The sequence below is a fragment of the Gryllotalpicola daejeonensis genome, assembly GCF_039538145.1.
GTDB lineage: Bacteria > Actinomycetota > Actinomycetes > Actinomycetales > Microbacteriaceae > Gryllotalpicola > Gryllotalpicola daejeonensis.
In genome coordinates, this window is record NZ_BAABBV010000001.1 from 13616 (window position 1) to 29649 (window position 16034).

The following is a 16034-nucleotide window of genomic DNA, read 5'->3' on the forward strand; positions in this document are numbered from 1 at the left end:
CGGTTGCGTCAGCCACGCGTGAGCGGCACGGTGCGCATCGTCGGGTCGGGCCTGCTCGGGGCATCCGTGGGCCTGGGGCTGCGCCAGTACGGCGTCGATGTCGTGGTGACGGATGCCTCGCGCACCGCTGCGCAGCTCGCCGTCGAGTACGGCGCGGGGCGTGAGCCTGAGGCATCCGATGCGCCCGTTCTCATCGTCGTCGCAGTGCCGCCGGATGCCGTCGCAGAGGTCGTCGCGGCAGAGCTCGCGGCCTTCCCCGATGCGATCGTCACCGACGTCGCGAGTGTGAAGGCGGCACCGCTGGCCGAGCTCGAGGCGCTCGGCGTCGACCTGTCGCGCTACGTCGGCTCGCACCCCCTCGCCGGGCGCGAGCGCGGCGGTCCGATCTCGGCGCGGGCCGACCTCTTCCTCGGCCGGCCGTGGGTCGTGTGCTCACGCCCTGAGCTGGCCCGTGCCGCGGTGTCGCTCGTCGAGGGGCTGGCGCTCGACCTGGGCGCGATTCCCGTCGAGATGGATGCCGTGGCGCACGATGAATCCGTCGCCCTGGTCTCGCACACCCCGCAGCTCGTGTCGACGCTGCTCGCGCGCCGGCTCGCGAGTGCGACGGATGCCGCGCTGGGCCTGGCCGGCGGCGGAGTGCGCGACGTCACGCGCATCGCCTCGAGCGACCCCGCGCTGTGGGTGCAGATCCTGTCGGCGAACGCCGCCACGGTCGCCTCGATCCTGCGGGCGTACCGCGATGACCTCGACGAGGTGGTCGGCGCGCTCGAGCGCATCGACGAGCCCGGCAGCCGCCGCACCATCGCCGAGACGCTGGCGGGCGGCAACGCGGGTGTCGCCCGACTGCCGGGGAAGCACGGCCAGGACCGCCGCTTCGCGAGCGTCGTCGTGCTCATCGAGGACAAGCCCGGCCAGCTGGGCCGGCTGTTCGCCGAACTCGGCGAGCTGGACATCAACATCGAGGACTTCCGGATGGAGCACTCTCCGGGCGCGCAGATCGGCATCGCCGAGATCTCGGTCGTGCCCGAGATGCTCGCCCGCACCGTTGAAGACCTCACCGAACGCGGCTGGAGGATCGCCGGATGACCACCCCCCTGACAGACCCCGTCTCTCTCGACGACCGCGTCGTCGTCGCCGTGGACGGCCCTGCAGGCAGCGGCAAGTCGAGCGTGTCGAAGGCCGTCGCGCGCAAGCTCGGGTACGCCTACCTCGACACGGGTGCGGCGTATCGGGCCTTCGCCTGGCACGCGCAGCGCGCCGACGTGGAACTGGAGGACGCGGCATCCGTCGCCTCCGCCCTGCCCACGTTCGCCCTGGCGGAGGCGACGGACCCCGATGATTTCTTCGTGCGCGTCGGCGAGCACGACGTGACGGAGGCCATCCGCGGGCCCTCCGTGACCGGCGTCGTGAGCCTCGTCGCGCGGGTTCCGGAGGTGCGCGCGGCGCTGACCGCGATCTTCCGCCGGCTCGCCGCCGAGACCGCGCAGCCGGGCATCGTGATCGAAGGTCGCGACATCACCACGGCCGTCGCACCGGACGCCCCGGTACGTGTTCTGCTGACCGCAAGTGAAGAAGTTAGAATGGGGCGTCGTTCTGCCGAGCTGACCGGGCATTCGCCCGAGGTCGTCGGCGAGCAGCTCAAGGCGCGTGACCGCGCCGACTCCCGGGTAGTCGACTTCATGACCGCCGCTGACGGGGTCACGACCGTCGACTCGACCGAGTTGAACTTCGATGAGACCGTGGATGCCGTCATCGCAGTCATTGAATCCCGCATCCACTCCCGCACGTAGAAACGAGATCACCATGTCCGACACCGACGACTTCGACGATGCAGCCGTCGGCGGCGACGACCTCGCCGAGAAGCTCGCCGCTCTGGACGACGCCGCGGCCGAGCGGCGCACGGCTGCGCTGCGCGGCGGCCTCGACGACTACCAGCTCGAGGACGAGGACCTCGCCGTTCTCGACGCCGCGAGCGAGGACGTCGACGAGATCACCTATCTGCCGGCATTGCCCGTCGTGGCGATCGTGGGCCGGCCGAACGTCGGCAAGTCGGCGCTCGTCAACCGCATCCTGGGCCGCCGCGAGGCCGTTGTCGAGGACACGCCCGGTGTGACGCGCGACCGCGTCTCGTATCAGGCCGAATGGATGTCGCGCCGGTTCACCCTCGTCGACACCGGCGGCTGGGAGCCGGACGCGCGTGGCATCGACGCCTCGGTCGCCGCGCAGGCCGAGGTTGCGATCGACCTCGCCGACGCCGTCATGTTCGTCGTCGACTCGAATGTCGGCGCGACCTCGACCGACGAGCACGTCGTGCGGATGCTGCGCAAGACCGACAAGCCCGTCTATCTCGTCGCCAACAAGGTCGACGACGCGCGCCTCGAGCCGCAGTCGGCCGACCTGTGGTCGCTCGGCCTCGGCGAGCCGTACCCGGTCTCCGCCCTGCACGGCCGCGGCGTCGCGGACCTGCTCGACCTCGTCGTCGGCGGACTGCCCGAGGTGTCGGCCGTCGCGAAGCGCGAGGTCGGCGGCCCGCGTCGCGTCGCGATCGTCGGCCGCCCGAACGTCGGGAAGTCGTCGCTGCTGAACAAGGCCGCGGGTGAGGAGCGCGTGGTCGTCAACGATCTTGCGGGCACGACGCGCGACCCGGTCGACGAGCAGATCGAGCTCGGCGGAAAGGTGTGGCGCTTCGTCGACACCGCGGGCATCCGCCGCCGCGTGCACCTGCAGCAGGGCGCCGACTTCTACGCATCGCTGCGAACCTCGGCCGCCGTCGAGAAAGCCGAGGTCGCCGTCGTCGTGCTCGACGTGACCCAGCCGATCAGCGAGCAGGACGTGCGCATCGTCGACCTCGTGCTCGAGGCCGGCCGGGCGCTCGTGATCGCCTACAACAAGTGGGATCTGCTTGACGACGACCGCCGCCGCTACCTCGAGCGCGAGATCGAGCAGAACCTCGGCCACGTCGACTGGGCACCGCGCGTCAACATCTCGGCGAAGACGGGCCGCCACCTCGAGAAGCTCGTGCCCGCGCTCGAGCTCGCGCTCGAGTCGTGGGACACGCGCATCGGCACCGGCAAGTTCAACGCGTTCCTCGCCGAGCTCGTCGCGGCGCACCCGCACCCCCTGCGCGGCGGCAAGCAGCCACGCATCCTGTTCGGCACGCAGGCATCGAGCCGCCCGCCGACATTCGTGCTGTTCACGACCGGATTCCTGGATGCCGGCTACCGGCGGTACATCCAGCGCCGTCTGCGCGAGCTCTATGGCTTCGAGGGGTCGCCGATCGTGCTGAATATGCGCGTTCGGGAGCGGCGCCAGCGATAGGTATTACCGCACCGAGCGGATCGGGAGTACCGCGATCGCACCGAGCACCGCGGCGATGATCGCCGCGATCCACAGCGCGCCGTAGTTGTTGCCGCCGCCGATCGCGAGGATCGGCACGGCCATGACGGGCACGATGATCTGCGGCAGCTCGTACGACAGTGCGACGACGCCGAGGTCCTTGCCGGCGTTCCTGAAGTCGGGCAGCACCTCGGTCATCATCGCGACGTCGACGGACGAGTAGGCGCCGTTGCCGACGCCGATGATGAGCGCCGCGACGAAGAACATCTGCTCGCTGGGCGCGAGGATCGCCAGCAGCAGGCCGGCGGCCGCCACGATGCACGAGACCCACACGATGAGCTTGCGGCGGCGGAACTTGTCGGACAGCCACCCGAACAGGATGGTGGAGACGATCAGGCCCGCGAAGTTCCACACGATCGTCGTCGCCTGAACGCCTGAGGCCTGCTTCAGGGGCACTCCGAGGTGGTCGATGATGAAGTACAGCAGATAGAGCGACATCGCGATCATCGAGATCGTGAAGAGCAGACGGCAGGCCCACGCGAACGCGAAGTCGCGGTAGCGGCGTGGGTTGAGCCAGTAGGACGAGAGAATCGCCTTCACATCGAGCGGCTCGATCGCATGGTCGGTGCGCACGATGTCCGTGAACGCGAACACGAGCAGCAGTGAGAGCACCGTGCCGATCACGCCGGGCACGAGGAACCACAGCCACTGCGCACCGTTCGCAGTGAGGGCCACGAGCTGCGTGCCGGCGATGGTGGCGATGCCGGCCGAGACGCTGACGGCTGCGGCGATGCGGGCGCGGATGCGCTTCGGGATCTGGTCGGCGAGCATCGCGTGCTGGGCCATCGCGACCGCGCCGAAACCGATCTGCCCGATGCACCAGCCGATGATGACCATCGGCAGGCTCGTGCTGAACGCGAGGACGACGATGCCGACCATGCTGAGCAGCGTGCCCCACAGCAACCAGGGGCGGCGGATGCCGAAACGAGACCGCGTGCGGTCGGAGAGCCGCCCGAACAAGGGTGTGATGATCATCACGACGACGCCGCCGATGGCAGCGACGATCGCGAGGTTCGAGTCCTTGTGCGCGTTGTCCATCACCGCCAGCGCGCGTGGCACCGAGGCGCCGCCGATCGTGCCGCCCGACAGGCTGATGCCGAACCAGGCGATGACGAAGACGGGCAGGAACCAACCGCGCTGCTTCTGCCCGAGAATGGCCTCGCCGTTCGGGTCGAGGTCGGGTTCTGGCGCCGTGCCATTGGATGCGGCGCCGGTGGCCGCCGACTGGTCGATGAGCTGTTCGAGGGCGGCGGCGCCGTCGGCGGGCGCCTCAGGGTCGAGTGGTGCGGACATCGTCGTCTGCTTCCTGTCGGAGTGGTCGGTCGGGCGGGCTGCGATCAGGCGGAGCCTGCGCTGGTGGGCTGTGCGGCAGTGGCGGCAGTGGCGTAGGCGGCGCTGAGCTCGTCGATCGCCCGGCGCTGCCAGAGGCGCGCGCCGTCGGTGGCAGCGGTCAGCGCCGAGCCGCCGTGCAGCTGCCGGGCCCCGCGGATCAGCTCGACGGGTGCGCCGAGCCGCTGCAACTCGCGCGCAAACTCTTCGGCGGTGTCGCGCAGCGGGTCGTACTCGGCGGTCATCACGAGCGTGCGCGGGTAGCCGGAGATCGGGGCTTCGCGTCGGCGCGCGTAGTCAAGCGCGGAGGCGTATTCGTCGGCCGCACCCTCGGGCAGGATGAGTGCGGTGAGCTGGTCGATGTCGTCGAGGCCGAAGCCGCGTCCGTAGAGCTCGAAGGATTCGCCGAAGTCGCGCACGGTCGCGGGCGGCACCTCGAGCAACTGGTGGGCGAGGGGCGCGCCGTCGTCTGCACACCATTTCAGCACGGCCGTCGCCACGACCCCCGCACCCGCCGAGTTTCCGCCGACACCGAGCCGGGCTGCGTCGACGTCCGCGAGCTCGGGCGTCGCGGTGAGTGCGGCGAGCAGGTCGATGAGCTGGTCGCGCGCGACGGGGTATGGGTGCTCTGGGGCGAGCGCGTACTGCAGGGAGAGGACCTGGATGCCCGCGCCGCGGGCCCGAGCGGCGAGAATCCGATCGTTCTGCAGCTCGCGGGGCGACCCCTTGATGAAGCCGCCGCCGTGCAGGAAGACCTGGGTGGGGCGCGGGCTCGAGATGCCCTCAGGGGCGTAGCGGCGCAGGCGAAGCATCCGGCCCCCTGCGTCGATCTCGACCTCGTCGATCACGACGTCCTCGGGAGCCGGCGCCGTGAACTCCCGCGCGAGCGCATTCGCGAGCTGGGTCGATGCCGCGCGCATCGCGGTGAGATCGCTCGAGAAGAGCCCGGGAAGCCTCGCCGAGGTCTCATTGATGCGGGCGACCCAGGCGAGTGCGCCGGGTTCCAGATCCACCTCAGACATCGGCGAGGACCGGGTAGGTGACCGGAGCCGTGGCGAGCGCGCGGATCGCGCCGACGACGGTCGCGTCGATGTGGTCGGCGGCCGGAACGTGGCCGACGAGTCCGCCCGAGGTATGGGTCTGGCCGATGTATCGGATGCAGGTGGCCGGAACACCGGCCTTGGTCAGCGCGCGGTAGTACGCCTCGCCATCGCCGCGCAGCGGGTCGAGCTCTGCGGTCATGATGAGCGCCTCGGGCAGGCCCACGTGTGATGCCGCGCGCAACGGAGAGGCGAGCGGGTCCTTGCGTGCCGCCTTGTTGCCCTTGCCGAGGTACTGGTCGATGAGCATGCCGCCGAGGCGGCGCAGGATCGCGTCGGGGACGCCGGTCTTGAGGCCCTTGGTGTCGGCGTGCTTCATGGTCAGGTCCACCGACGGCGCCTCGAGCACCTGCAGGCGGATCGGATGGTTGTTGCGCTCGCGGTTCATCAGGGTCACGGCCGCCGCGAGGTTGCCACCCGACGACGCACCGCCGATCGCGAGCTTGGCCGGGTCGCCACCGAGCTCGGTCGCGTGCTGCACCGCCCACTCGAAGATCGCCCAGCACTGATCGGGCTGGGTGGGGAACTGGTTCTCGGGGGCCAGCGAGTACTCGCCGGCGATGATGATCGCGCCGGCGGCCGCGGCACGGCGGCGCTCGGTGGCGTCCCAGCCGATATCGTCGATGCCCGCGATCGTCCAGCCGCCGCCGAAGAAGTACACGAAGACGGGAAGGCCTGCACCGGCATCCGCCCGCTCACTTGTCGGCCAGTACACGCGCAGGCGTGCGTCGGGATGGCCGGGCACCGCGACGGTGTGGTCTTCGGTCGCGACGTCGACGATCGGGATGCCGAGCTCGGCGACCGAGAGCCGGCTCTGCTCCTGCTGGCGCAGGCGGCGCGCGACCGGATCCTTCGGCTGCGGGGTGTTGAACTTCGCGAGCTTCGCGGTGGCGGCCGTGATGAACGGGTCCATGAGCGGATTGATGCGCGGCATGCGGACTCTCCTTTGAGCCGGTCGGTGCGTGGTCGCGTGAGTTGGCGTGCGCGCTATCGAAGTACTTCGATAGCGCCGAAGCCGAGTGTACGCTCAGATTCAGCGAAAGGGGCAACGGTGCCAGACAGAGCGGCGCGCGCCACGATCTACACGATCGCCGAGCGCACGGGGGTGAGCATCTCGACGGTCAGCCTCGCGATCAACCACCCGCATCGTGTGAGCGACGCCACGCGCAAGAAGATCGTCGAGGCTGCGCGCGAGCTCGGCTATCGTCCGGACGGCGCCTGGCGTGCGCGCACGGGCGCGCGACCGGTCGGCATCGCCGTGGCGGCACCGTTCACCAGCTATGCCAGCTATTCGCGACGACTCACCGGCGTGCTCGACAGGCTGCGCGACACCGGCATCGACGTGATGGTCTACGACCTGGAATCAACCGCGGTAGCGGAGGCGCCGCTGCTCGACACACTGCCGATCCGCGCCGGGGTCGACGGGATCATCGTGATGGGCGCGCCGCTGTCGCGCGAGGGCGGCGCCAAGCTCGCCGACTGGGGGCCGCCCGTCGTGCTGCTCGACGCGAGTGACGGGCAGACGCCGTCGGTGCAGATCGACGACCGTGAGGGTGGCCGGCTCGTGGCCGAGCACCTCATCGGGCTCGGTCACGAGCGCATCGCCTTCGTGCATGATGCGCAGCGCTCGCTGGACTACGTCTCGGCCGGCATGGAACGCGCCGGCGGGCTGCTGGCGGCGTTCGAGAAGGCCGGGCTGAGCTCGGGCGTCGTGCCCGTTGAAGCGCCAGGGGCGACGGATGCCTCGGCCGATGCCGCCCTGGCAGAGGCTGTGCGCTCGAGCGGCGCCACCGCGGTGTTCGCCAGCCACGACGACCTCGCGTCGCGAACGCGCATCGCCCTCGCCGCCGCGGGTGTGCGGGTGCCGGAGGACCTCTCGCTCGCGGGCTACGACGATGGGCCGCTCGCCGCCGGGCTCGGGCTCACGACCGTGCGCCAGCCGTTCGAGCAGTCGGGCGCTGCCGCCGCCGAGATGCTGCTCGGCCTGATGTCGGGGGAGCCCGTCGCGTCGACGCAGGTGACGCTCGGGGTTGAGTTGGTCGTGCGGCAGTCGACGGAGGCGCCAGGCGCGGCATCGGCTGAGGTCGGCGGAGAATCGGGCGCGGCGGTCGCATAGCCGTCAGAAGTCGATGCGCATGACGACGCGGCGGTCGGTCGGCCGGCTGACCTCGGTGAAGCCCGCTGCCTCGAACGCACTTCGGGCGCCGACGAAGAGCTCGCCCCATGCGAGGCGCTCGCCGGGTGCCACGACGAGCGGATAACCCTCGATCGCCCTCGCGCCGCGTTCCCGTGCATAGGCAGCGGCTGCGTGGGCGAGTTCCGCCATCAGGCCGCGGCCGCGGAAACCGATTCTGGTGACGAAGCATGTAATGGCCCAGACATCCTGATCGTCTTTGTCTTCATCGCGACCCAGCCACGGGATGCGCTGCGCCCGCATGCGCACGTAGTTCGCGCGCGGCTCGACCGCCACCCACCCCGCGGGCTGGTCTTCGAGATAGGCGACCAGCCCGGTCGTCGCGGTCGCATTCGGCTCGTCGCAGTGCGTGAGCTCGCGCTGGAACTGCTCGAGCTGCTGCCAGGACGCGGCTTTGAAGTCTTTCGACGGAATCTTGAACCACTGGCACTGGCACGTGTGCGGCCAGCCACGTGCGCCGAAGATCGCCTGGATGTCGGACCAGCTCGCCTCGTTCGCAGGCACGATGCGCAGCTGCGCGTCGCTCAGCGTCTCTGCCATGTCGACACCGTAGGCCCGGCGACCGACATTGGGGATTTGACGCCTGGCCGGCGCACCTCGATTCGTCTGAGCCCCGGGCCGCACGTTATGATGGTCAAGTTGTCCGCGCCTCGGCGCAGTCGACAACGGGCTGTGGCGCAGCTTGGTAGCGCACCTGACTGGGGGTCAGGGGGTCGCAAGTTCAAATCTTGTCAGCCCGACCAAAGAGGCCCGGAATCATGCGGATTCCGGGCCTCATCTTATGTCCGAGATTCCGCAAACTCGGCATAAACCCGGCAGGATCATTCGGAAGTTCTCACTCGTCACCGGTAGAAGTGAGTTCGGGTAGCGCGGGCAGCAACGCCTCCATCGCATCGAGGATCGACTCGTCGGCGGTGGGCATCTCGGCGGGCGTGTAGTGGTGGATGCTTCCGAGGCCATCGTGCGCAAGCAGCCCGGCGGCCTTCTCGATACTCGTGCTACGGGCGACGTGGGTAGCTGCTGTTGAACGTGTCGCGTGCAGGTGGAACTGCGACTTGCCGTTCGTTCGCAGTTGCACCCCGTCGTTGCCGACGTTGGCGAGCAGTTGCGACCTCGTTTCCAGCCCGCGGCGCACGTTCCCTTCTTGATCGGGCTGGCCCGTCTTCGTCCCGAACACGAGCCAGTCGTCGGGCTTGTCGGCGATCGTCTCGAGCTGGGCAGTTAGGAGTTCGGCCGTCGCTTGCGGAAGGATGACGACCTTCTCGCGTCCTGTCTTGGTGGAGTCCTGGCGGAAAAGCTTCCTCGTGGATTCGTTGACAGCGATCGTCCCGTTGATCCAGATCAGCATGCGGCCTTCGTCGTCGAAGAGGATGTCGCGCTTGCGGATGGCCAGCGCTTCGTTGACGCGCGTGGCGGTCGCGATCAGGACGTCGAAGAGGGCTCGGAACTTCGGCGTCGGCTTCGGTCCGGCCTTGCCGATGCGTTCGACGTCGTATCTGCGGAGATCGAGGCGAACCTGCTGAACCTGGTCGACGTCCATCCAGACAACGCCCCCCTGAATCTCCTCTTTGGACCTGCGCAGCGGCGGCTCCTGAGCGACGGTGGGGTTGTTGCCCGGGGAGACAGCGTCGAGGCGGATCGCGAGGAAGAAAGCATCCTTGAGGACGATCTGACATTCTTTGCGATCGTGCTCGCGTTCCTCGTCACGCAGCGCCGTCAGAAAGGTGTCGATGGATGACGCCCTTGTCTCCACGAGCTCAAGCTTCCCGATCCGTTCCCGGATGAGGGCGACGGCCTCGCGCTTGATGCGCTTCGTCGCTTCCTTCCATCTCTTTGCGTTGTGCGGATCGTCGATGACACGTTCCTCGTAGACACGCATGAGGTCGGCAATCGTGCTCTCGGGGGTGAGGGCCGTCGAACCGTCTCGGCGTCCGGGTTGGCGGCGGAGGAAGCCGGATTTCGCGAGCTTCGCGCGGAGCGCCACCTCGGCAGCCGATTCGCTACCTTCGCCCCAGGCGGTGACCTTGAACGGCTTTCCGCCAAGCTCTGGCGTCACGCGGGTCTCCGCCTCGAACGTCTTCGTCACCTTGCGGTTCTTGCGCAGCGCCGCGGACGCGATCTTCACCACAGCCTCGGGGTGCTCCCGCAACCACCCGAGTACCTGCACCGGTGCCTCGATCCCTTTGAGCAGATCGACGTCGGGTGGGACGGCAAGCTTGACGAGCGTCGTATTGATCTTGCCGAACGTGCCGGGAGCGTTCTTCGGGCGCGCCATCGGGCTCCATCTCGAGTTTTGAATGCGGCAGGTTTCCGCCGACCCCGAGATTGTATCTTGAGGTGATTGTCAGGCCGCAGGAGCCCACCGCTTATCCGATGCCGCTCCGAACCGCTCCTCAGATTGCACGACCAACCAGGCGAGAACGTCACTTTCGAGGTATCGGACATGTCGACCGAGGCGGAGGAAGCGAGGTCCGCCACCGTGGCAGTTCAAGTGGTACAGCGCGTGCTTGCTCGTGTGGGTCAACGCTGCGACTTCTTCGACGGTCAGGTAACGCCGCTCGGCCGTTGACGCGGCTCGAGGCGCCGTGTAGCCGCGGATTTCGACCTCGTGAGCATCGGCCCATGAGTCGATGTCTGCCTGCGTATACAGGCAGTCACGAAGCGGCCGCAGGTACCTGGGGCCTGAGTCCTTGGTGTTCCAGTCGTAAATGGTCTTGACCGGCACGCGGAGGTGGGCCGCAAGCTCGGCCACGGAGAGGAAGGTGGGAAGGGAATCGCTGTTCACCTCCTCCCTATGCGGGCTCCCAAGCCGGGGCTGGGTTGAACAGCCTCCGCTGCAAATCCCTCACCATGTATATGCGCGCTTGCTGATGCCGGCTGTGCCGGACCGACGTGACAGGCTGGCCAAATGACCCGCGCCGACTCCGACGAGCACTACGTCCTCGACCTCTGCGATCTCGTCCTCGGCACCCCCTGCTCGCGCCAGCATCGCTTCGACTGGCTCGTCGGCGACCCGGGCCGGAACGGTTCGTGCCGCCGGCTTCCGGTGGACGCCTACTGGCCTGAGCTCGGCCTGGTCGTGGAGTACCGCGAGAAGCAGCACAACGAGGCTGTGGCGTTCTTTGACAAGCCCGAGCGGATGACTGTGTCAGGTGTCCATCGAGGCGCGCAACGCCGGCTCTACGACCGGCGTCGAGAGCAGCTGATCCCTCAGCATGGCCTGCGCCTCGTGATCATCACACCGACTCAGCTCGATGCGAGGCCGAACGGCCGGCTGCGGCGGAGCCGCGATCACGACCTGGAAGCGATCCGCGCGATCCTCGGCTCCTGACGTCGCGCAGCGCCCACGAGCCGTCCGCGCATAGTCACCGCGTGACGAAGCTGATCCTCGACGGCGAGCTACGCGAAGACCCGCAGTTCGACGCGCGCGGCCAGCTCTTCCGGTTTGAGCTGCGCGACCTTCGCCACGGTCGAGTTCACTACGGGACCACGGAATCCGATCTCATCGCTACCGTCATCGCCGGATATCCGGCCACCCCGCGCCCCACGATCGCGGATCTGGCCGCCCAGTTCGCTGCTCGTCGCGACTTCGCTATCGGTGCCGCGACGGCGTTGCAGCTGCGTGAGATCTCCCAGTACGAGGAAGAGCACGGTGCTGGCGCTCTCGACCTGCTTCCCGGCAACATCGCCCGCGTCTTGCGCGCCGACAAGCGCAGATGGTCTGGCATCCGTGCGTGGCCGGGCCCGGTCCCGCTATACGTCGCTGAGAGCAGCGTGCTGTTCTCCCGCCAGCCTCGCCTGCCGCGCGGCCGGGTCGAGATCATCCGTGACCTCGATGAGCTGAGCATGCTGCAATCCATCGCCGCGATCAACGATCTGCACCTCTTGGATCGCTCCGCCGACGCTGACCGGGACGGGCCCTGGTGACCCGCCGCACCCACGCCGCGTGTCTCGCCGCCATCCTCCTCGACGCCGTCGCGCTCACGTGCGCGCAGCATCTTCCCGTGGACGCCGCGGCGCTCGTCGCGGTGCTCTCCGTCGCCGTCTTCGAGCTGCTGGCGGCCCTTGGGCGGAAGGTGCGTTGAACCCGTCGGAACCTCCGACATGTTCAATCCGCGCATAGTCATGGCATGACCGACGACCGCTATCAGCTCACCGCTCGCATCGCTCAGATCGAACGCCTCCACCCGGGCATCTTCCTCGATCTGCGGACCATGGCGCGCGCCGAGATCGCGGCGGATTACGCCGCGACCGCTGCCGAGCACGACCATCGGCTGATCGCGATCCGCGAGGACGATGACGGCGCGGCACACAGGTTCACTTATGCCGACGAGGTCGCCGCCTCGATCTTCCGCATCCACACGGCGGCGCACGGGATCGAGCTGCCGGATGCCGACATCCGTCGGCTGTGGGGCCGGGTCGCCGCGGACCTCGCGGCGGTCAGCCAGCAGCTCGATCCGGCGTGGGTCGCTGCTCGGGTCCAGGTGTGGATTGACGAGCGCGAAGCTCGGATCAACGAGACCGTGGCTGCGGTCCAGGAGGACCGCGGCATCCCGATCCCCGGCGACGTCGTCGAGGATGCGCGCTGCCAGATCAGAGGGGTCGAGCACTGACGCGAGCGCCGGCTCCGGTGAATGACGTGATAGAGGAGCTGATCGAGATCCTCGACGAGGTCGAGGAACGGATCGAAGCACTGGCGGACAGGGTCGCCGCGGAGGCGCAGGTGGAGCCTGATTTCGGCCGACCGTTCGCGGCGACGGAGGCGGCGGTGCTCGGCCGGCGGATTCGGCGGCTGCGCATGGCCGCGCACGAGGTCGAGCACGCGGTGCAATCACTCGAAGACGCGAAGGAAGAAGACGACCTGTGATCCGACCGCTCACCCCGATCGACGACGAGGAGCTGCGTGCCCAGCTCGTGCGACTGCGGAGGGCTGCCGACATTCCCCCGCGCGGCAAGTACGGGTCGATCCCCGACGACCGCCGGGCGATGCTCCGTCGTCTCGACGAGTGGGCGCAGCTCCTGAACGGCGCGCTCTGGACGGACGATTCATGGGAAACCAGCGAGCAGCACCAGACGGTCATTGTCCAGATCCGTGACGTCCTGGCGCGTGCTCGCAAGCCACGTCCCGGCACCGCCCGCGACAAGAAATACATCCACGAGCTCGTGCCAGGGCTCGTGCTGACGAAGATCCCCGATGGATGGCTGCACCTGACCTACGTCCTCGCCCGCGATCTCGCCGGCGGCCCCTATAGCGAGATAGACCGCGTCCCCCGGGGCGTGCTGCACGCGGTGAGCACCGATCCGTGGAGCCGGCTCGCTGTGGAGGCGGACGTCTTCGACGGCGTCGGGCAGCAGGCAGTCGATTACGCGAAGCAGGCGGCGGACCAGACCTGCGAGCTCTGCGGTGATCGCGGAGCGATCACGCGGTTCGTTTCCTGGGCGGGAATCGGTCGGGTCTGCTGGCGGCACGAACCCTGAGTGCGTCGTGTTGCGGCGCACTCAGCGGGCGCTGCGCGTCGCGCTCGTCCGCACCACCGCGACAGGCCTCGGCGTGCGCTCCTACTCCGCCCCGACGATCGCTTTGATGCGGGCGACGGTCGCCTCATCGAGCACGAGATCGTCTTCGTGCCGCACTTCGATGTCGTCGACGCGATGCGCGATGTCATTCGGCCCGAGGACTCGGATGTCTCGGGCCCCGGCGTTCCACAGCTCCGCTTGGAGGAGGAAGAGGGATCGCACGGCGTCCACGAGGTCCTGGCAGCCCGCAAGCGCCTGCGGGCCAGCGTCGGTGGTGCGGAAGAGCCGCTCATCATCGTCGGAGCGGTAGATGAGGTGGTCGTCGATTAGCCGCTGCACGATGTCAGGCTGGACGGAGAGGCCGACGTAGTCGTTGAGCTCGGCTGTTGTCCCGTCGAAGTGCCGAAGACCGATGATGTGGATCTGGGTGAGGACAAGTAGCTCGGTCTCGGTCAGGGGCATGGGTGGAGCGTAGCGGCGGCTGAGGACACACGGCGCGCCAACGTCCCGCATTCCGTGACGCCCGCGGGCCACAGCCGGCGAGCACCGGGCGCACCGTCGGCGAATCGGATGACGGGGCGGCAGCGGGACGAGGGCGCGGGGCGCAGGGCGCGCCGGCAGCGTGCGGCTCCCACATAGTGTCGATGGTGTGAGCCCTCGCAAACCGTTCGATGTCGCACCGATCCGCGAGTGGCGTGATGGCCGGTCAAATGGGGCCCTTCGCGAGACTCGGGAGTTCTGGCGGCGCCTGTGGTTCGTTGCCCGGAACGAGTCGAGCCGCGTGAAGATCGACCGATCGCTGCTCATGCTCGCGCTCTTGTCGACATCGCGCGACCAACTCGAAGCGGAGATCGACCTGGCGATAGGCCAAGCGCGAGTCAAGGGCATACCCGCCACGGCCATCGCCGCAGCACTTGGACGGACAAGCCGCGGCCACCTCGACGAATCGCACCCCCGGCATCGGGTGTATCGAGACTGGATCGCCCAAGCGCAGCCGGGGGACCTTGCAGTCGGCGGGCGTGAGACGACAGACGATGACCGGCGCGATTTCTGATGGATACGTCCCGTATCTGGGCGCTTATAGCTCGGCGAGCCGAACCCTAAGCAAGAACTTTTCCGCGGAAACTCAAGGGTTCGGGCCGGTTTTTCCAGACAGGTAGCACGGCGCGCAAATCGGCCGCGCATACATACCGCAGCACCGAAGGACGGTGCCGCGGCTGACCTACCGGATACAACGGTCAAGCGCCAGGAGGCGCACAGCATGACCGTCCAGACCATCCACTCCATCTACGACGTGCACGAGCTCATCGGGCTCGTCAATCGGCCCACCCGGCAGAAGTCTCTCGTCCTCGTGAGCGAGACCGAGAACGGCGCAATCCCCTACAACGCGGAGCGCATCGACTTGGAAACCGGAACGCGCGCCGACGTCTTCACCATCGACTTCAAGACCGCCTTCCTTCTCTCAGACGAGGTCGGCAAGACCTATAGCGCCTTCGGCGGCGCTACGCGCATCTACCCCCGCGGCTTCAGCATGCGCGACGCGGCGACCACATCTGAACTGTTCTTGCCCGGCTTCGACAGCGACTCAACCCGCCGCCGCGAGGACGCCCTCATTCACCTCGCTTTGCGCGGCAGCTACCTGCCTGGCCGCCCGGAGCAGCGGCCGGCAATCGCCCCAGTAGAGGACGAGGTCACCCGCCTCCGCCGACAGCTGGCTGAGGCGCGCGCAGCCGACGACGCGCGAGTCCGCGACCTGCTCGTCGAGAACGCGCGCCTCAGGGCGGCAGCCGTCGAACGGCGCACCGCAACCGCCGCACGCAAGGCGCGACCGACGACCGGCGCTGCCGCACCGTTCGAGCCGGAGCGGTTCAACAACGCCGACGATGCGGCGCGGCACGCCATCCTCAACGCGTGGGTCCAGCGCGTCGAGGCGCGTGAGAAGGAGCTCTACCCGCTCCCGGCTTACGAGCTCGGTGACGCGTTTGCGCGCTCTCTGGCGGAGTTCGACCCGGAGCAGCAGGGGAAGGCTCTGCGCGCCGCCGTCGATGTGCTGACCGGCCGGGCGAAGGACGTCCGGGGCCGTCGCCTGCACCAGCTTCGAGACGGAGACGCAGGGCCGGCCCGCGTCCGCGAGGACGGGGCGACCTGCTGGCGCGTGGACATCGAGACCAACACCCCGTCAGCACGCCGCCTCCACTACTGGCAGAGGGCGGACGGCGTCATCGAGCTGTCGAAGGTCGGCCTGCACGACGACTACCGAGCGTGACGCGAAGCACTACACCGGGCCGCTGACAAGCCGGAGCTGCTCGCGGAGGTTCGCCGGCCGCTCCACCGCGCGGACATCACGCGGGCTCGCGCAAGCTCACCGCGTTACGTCCAGGAACTCGCTCGCGAGTACATCGCCAAGCACCTGCCCTGGTGAACCCGACCCTTTCCCGAATCCACGGCCGGCCGCGCCGTCTCGCGGCCACTCATCCGATTCCAACAACCCAACCGCG

At 68.5% G+C, this 16034-nt stretch carries 19 protein-coding genes and 1 tRNA gene; 13 read left to right on the forward strand and 7 right to left on the reverse strand.

Annotated elements, in window-relative coordinates:
• The first annotated feature begins 18 nt into the window (after nucleotides 1-18).
• The 3 genes from ABD736_RS00080 to der are packed head-to-tail and all read left to right on the forward strand — an operon-like array spanning nucleotide 19 to nucleotide 3318.
• Nucleotides 19-1086 (forward strand): prephenate dehydrogenase, encoded by a 1068-nt coding sequence (locus ABD736_RS00080; RefSeq protein ID WP_344789700.1) that lies wholly within the window; start codon nucleotides 19-21, stop codon nucleotides 1084-1086.
• Complete coding sequence (gene cmk / locus ABD736_RS00085) at nucleotides 1083-1790, forward strand: (d)CMP kinase (RefSeq protein ID WP_344789701.1); 708 nt, start codon at nucleotides 1083-1085, stop codon at nucleotides 1788-1790. The genes ABD736_RS00080 and cmk overlap by 4 nt, the downstream gene beginning before the upstream one ends.
• 13 nt (nucleotides 1791-1803) lie before the next feature.
• Entirely contained in the window at nucleotides 1804-3318 is a 1515-nt protein-coding gene (der, locus tag ABD736_RS00090) for a ribosome biogenesis GTPase Der (protein WP_344789702.1), read from the forward strand.
• 3 nt (nucleotides 3319-3321) lie between these two features.
• Here der and ABD736_RS00095 read toward each other — a convergent pair whose 3' ends face one another.
• Genes ABD736_RS00095 through ABD736_RS00105 form a run of 3 tightly spaced genes read right to left on the reverse strand, consistent with a single transcriptional unit; the run spans nucleotide 3322 to nucleotide 6759 of the window.
• A complete protein-coding gene (locus tag ABD736_RS00095) occupies nucleotides 3322-4689 on the reverse strand; it encodes an MFS transporter (protein WP_344789703.1) in 1368 nt (455 codons plus the stop codon).
• Between the two features lie 44 nt (nucleotides 4690-4733).
• Nucleotides 4734-5747: an alpha/beta hydrolase fold domain-containing protein gene (locus ABD736_RS00100; protein ID WP_344789704.1), complete on the reverse strand. Its 1014-nt coding sequence runs from the start codon at nucleotides 5745-5747 to the stop codon at nucleotides 4734-4736.
• On the reverse strand, nucleotides 5740-6759 hold the full coding sequence (locus tag ABD736_RS00105; RefSeq protein WP_344789705.1) for an alpha/beta hydrolase: 1020 nt from the start codon (nucleotides 6757-6759) through the stop codon (nucleotides 5740-5742). The genes ABD736_RS00100 and ABD736_RS00105 overlap by 8 nt, the downstream gene beginning before the upstream one ends.
• Before the next feature lie 117 nt (nucleotides 6760-6876).
• On the opposite strand from ABD736_RS00105, the gene ABD736_RS00110 reads away from it, so the two are divergent.
• The gene (locus ABD736_RS00110; RefSeq protein ID WP_344789706.1) at nucleotides 6877-7941 is read left to right on the forward strand and encodes a LacI family DNA-binding transcriptional regulator; all 1065 of its coding nucleotides are present in this window, start codon (nucleotides 6877-6879) and stop codon (nucleotides 7939-7941) included.
• A gap of 3 nt (nucleotides 7942-7944) precedes the next feature.
• Here ABD736_RS00110 and ABD736_RS00115 read toward each other — a convergent pair whose 3' ends face one another.
• Nucleotides 7945-8559, reverse strand: coding sequence for a GNAT family N-acetyltransferase (locus ABD736_RS00115; protein WP_344789707.1), 615 nt, complete (start codon nucleotides 8557-8559; stop codon nucleotides 7945-7947).
• Between the two features lie 126 nt (nucleotides 8560-8685).
• Here ABD736_RS00115 and ABD736_RS00120 point away from each other — a divergent pair.
• Nucleotides 8686-8762 (forward strand) — tRNA-Pro (locus ABD736_RS00120).
• Between the two features lie 92 nt (nucleotides 8763-8854).
• On the opposite strand, the gene ABD736_RS00125 is transcribed toward ABD736_RS00120, so the two are convergent.
• Nucleotides 8855-10294 (reverse strand): tyrosine-type recombinase/integrase, encoded by a 1440-nt coding sequence (locus ABD736_RS00125; protein WP_344789708.1) that lies wholly within the window; start codon nucleotides 10292-10294, stop codon nucleotides 8855-8857.
• Between the two features lie 69 nt (nucleotides 10295-10363).
• Entirely contained in the window at nucleotides 10364-10771 is a 408-nt protein-coding gene (locus ABD736_RS00130; RefSeq protein WP_344789709.1) for a helix-turn-helix domain-containing protein, read from the reverse strand.
• A 156-nt stretch (nucleotides 10772-10927) separates the two neighbouring features.
• Here ABD736_RS00130 and ABD736_RS00135 point away from each other — a divergent pair, with 156 nt between their 5' ends.
• Genes ABD736_RS00135 through ABD736_RS00160 form a run of 6 tightly spaced genes read left to right on the forward strand, consistent with a single transcriptional unit; the run spans nucleotide 10928 to nucleotide 13497 of the window.
• Nucleotides 10928-11350, forward strand: a complete 423-nt coding sequence (locus ABD736_RS00135) for a hypothetical protein (RefSeq protein WP_344789710.1) — start codon at nucleotides 10928-10930, stop codon at nucleotides 11348-11350.
• 41 nt (nucleotides 11351-11391) lie between these two features.
• Nucleotides 11392-11946: a hypothetical protein gene (locus ABD736_RS00140; protein WP_344789711.1), complete on the forward strand. Its 555-nt coding sequence runs from the start codon at nucleotides 11392-11394 to the stop codon at nucleotides 11944-11946.
• On the forward strand, nucleotides 11943-12104 hold the full coding sequence (locus ABD736_RS00145; RefSeq protein WP_344789712.1) for a hypothetical protein: 162 nt from the start codon (nucleotides 11943-11945) through the stop codon (nucleotides 12102-12104). Before ABD736_RS00140 ends, ABD736_RS00145 begins: the two co-directional genes overlap by 4 nt.
• A gap of 45 nt (nucleotides 12105-12149) precedes the next feature.
• Complete coding sequence (locus tag ABD736_RS00150; RefSeq protein WP_344789713.1) at nucleotides 12150-12632, forward strand: hypothetical protein; 483 nt, start codon at nucleotides 12150-12152, stop codon at nucleotides 12630-12632.
• A gap of 17 nt (nucleotides 12633-12649) precedes the next feature.
• Entirely contained in the window at nucleotides 12650-12886 is a 237-nt protein-coding gene (locus ABD736_RS00155) for a hypothetical protein (RefSeq protein ID WP_344789714.1), read from the forward strand.
• Complete coding sequence (locus ABD736_RS00160; protein WP_344789715.1) at nucleotides 12883-13497, forward strand: hypothetical protein; 615 nt, start codon at nucleotides 12883-12885, stop codon at nucleotides 13495-13497. The genes ABD736_RS00155 and ABD736_RS00160 overlap by 4 nt, the downstream gene beginning before the upstream one ends.
• Before the next feature lie 81 nt (nucleotides 13498-13578).
• Here the strand turns inward: ABD736_RS00160 and ABD736_RS00165 are convergent, their stop codons facing one another.
• On the reverse strand, nucleotides 13579-13998 hold the full coding sequence (locus ABD736_RS00165) for a hypothetical protein (protein ID WP_344789716.1): 420 nt from the start codon (nucleotides 13996-13998) through the stop codon (nucleotides 13579-13581).
• Nucleotides 13999-14185: 187 nt separating this feature from the next.
• Here ABD736_RS00165 and ABD736_RS00170 point away from each other — a divergent pair, with 187 nt between their 5' ends.
• Nucleotides 14186-14590, forward strand: coding sequence for a hypothetical protein (locus ABD736_RS00170; RefSeq protein WP_344789717.1), 405 nt, complete (start codon nucleotides 14186-14188; stop codon nucleotides 14588-14590).
• 207 nt (nucleotides 14591-14797) lie between these two features.
• Nucleotides 14798-15802, forward strand: a complete 1005-nt coding sequence (locus ABD736_RS00175; RefSeq protein ID WP_344789718.1) for a hypothetical protein — start codon at nucleotides 14798-14800, stop codon at nucleotides 15800-15802.
• Nucleotides 15803-16034 lie beyond the last annotated feature (232 nt).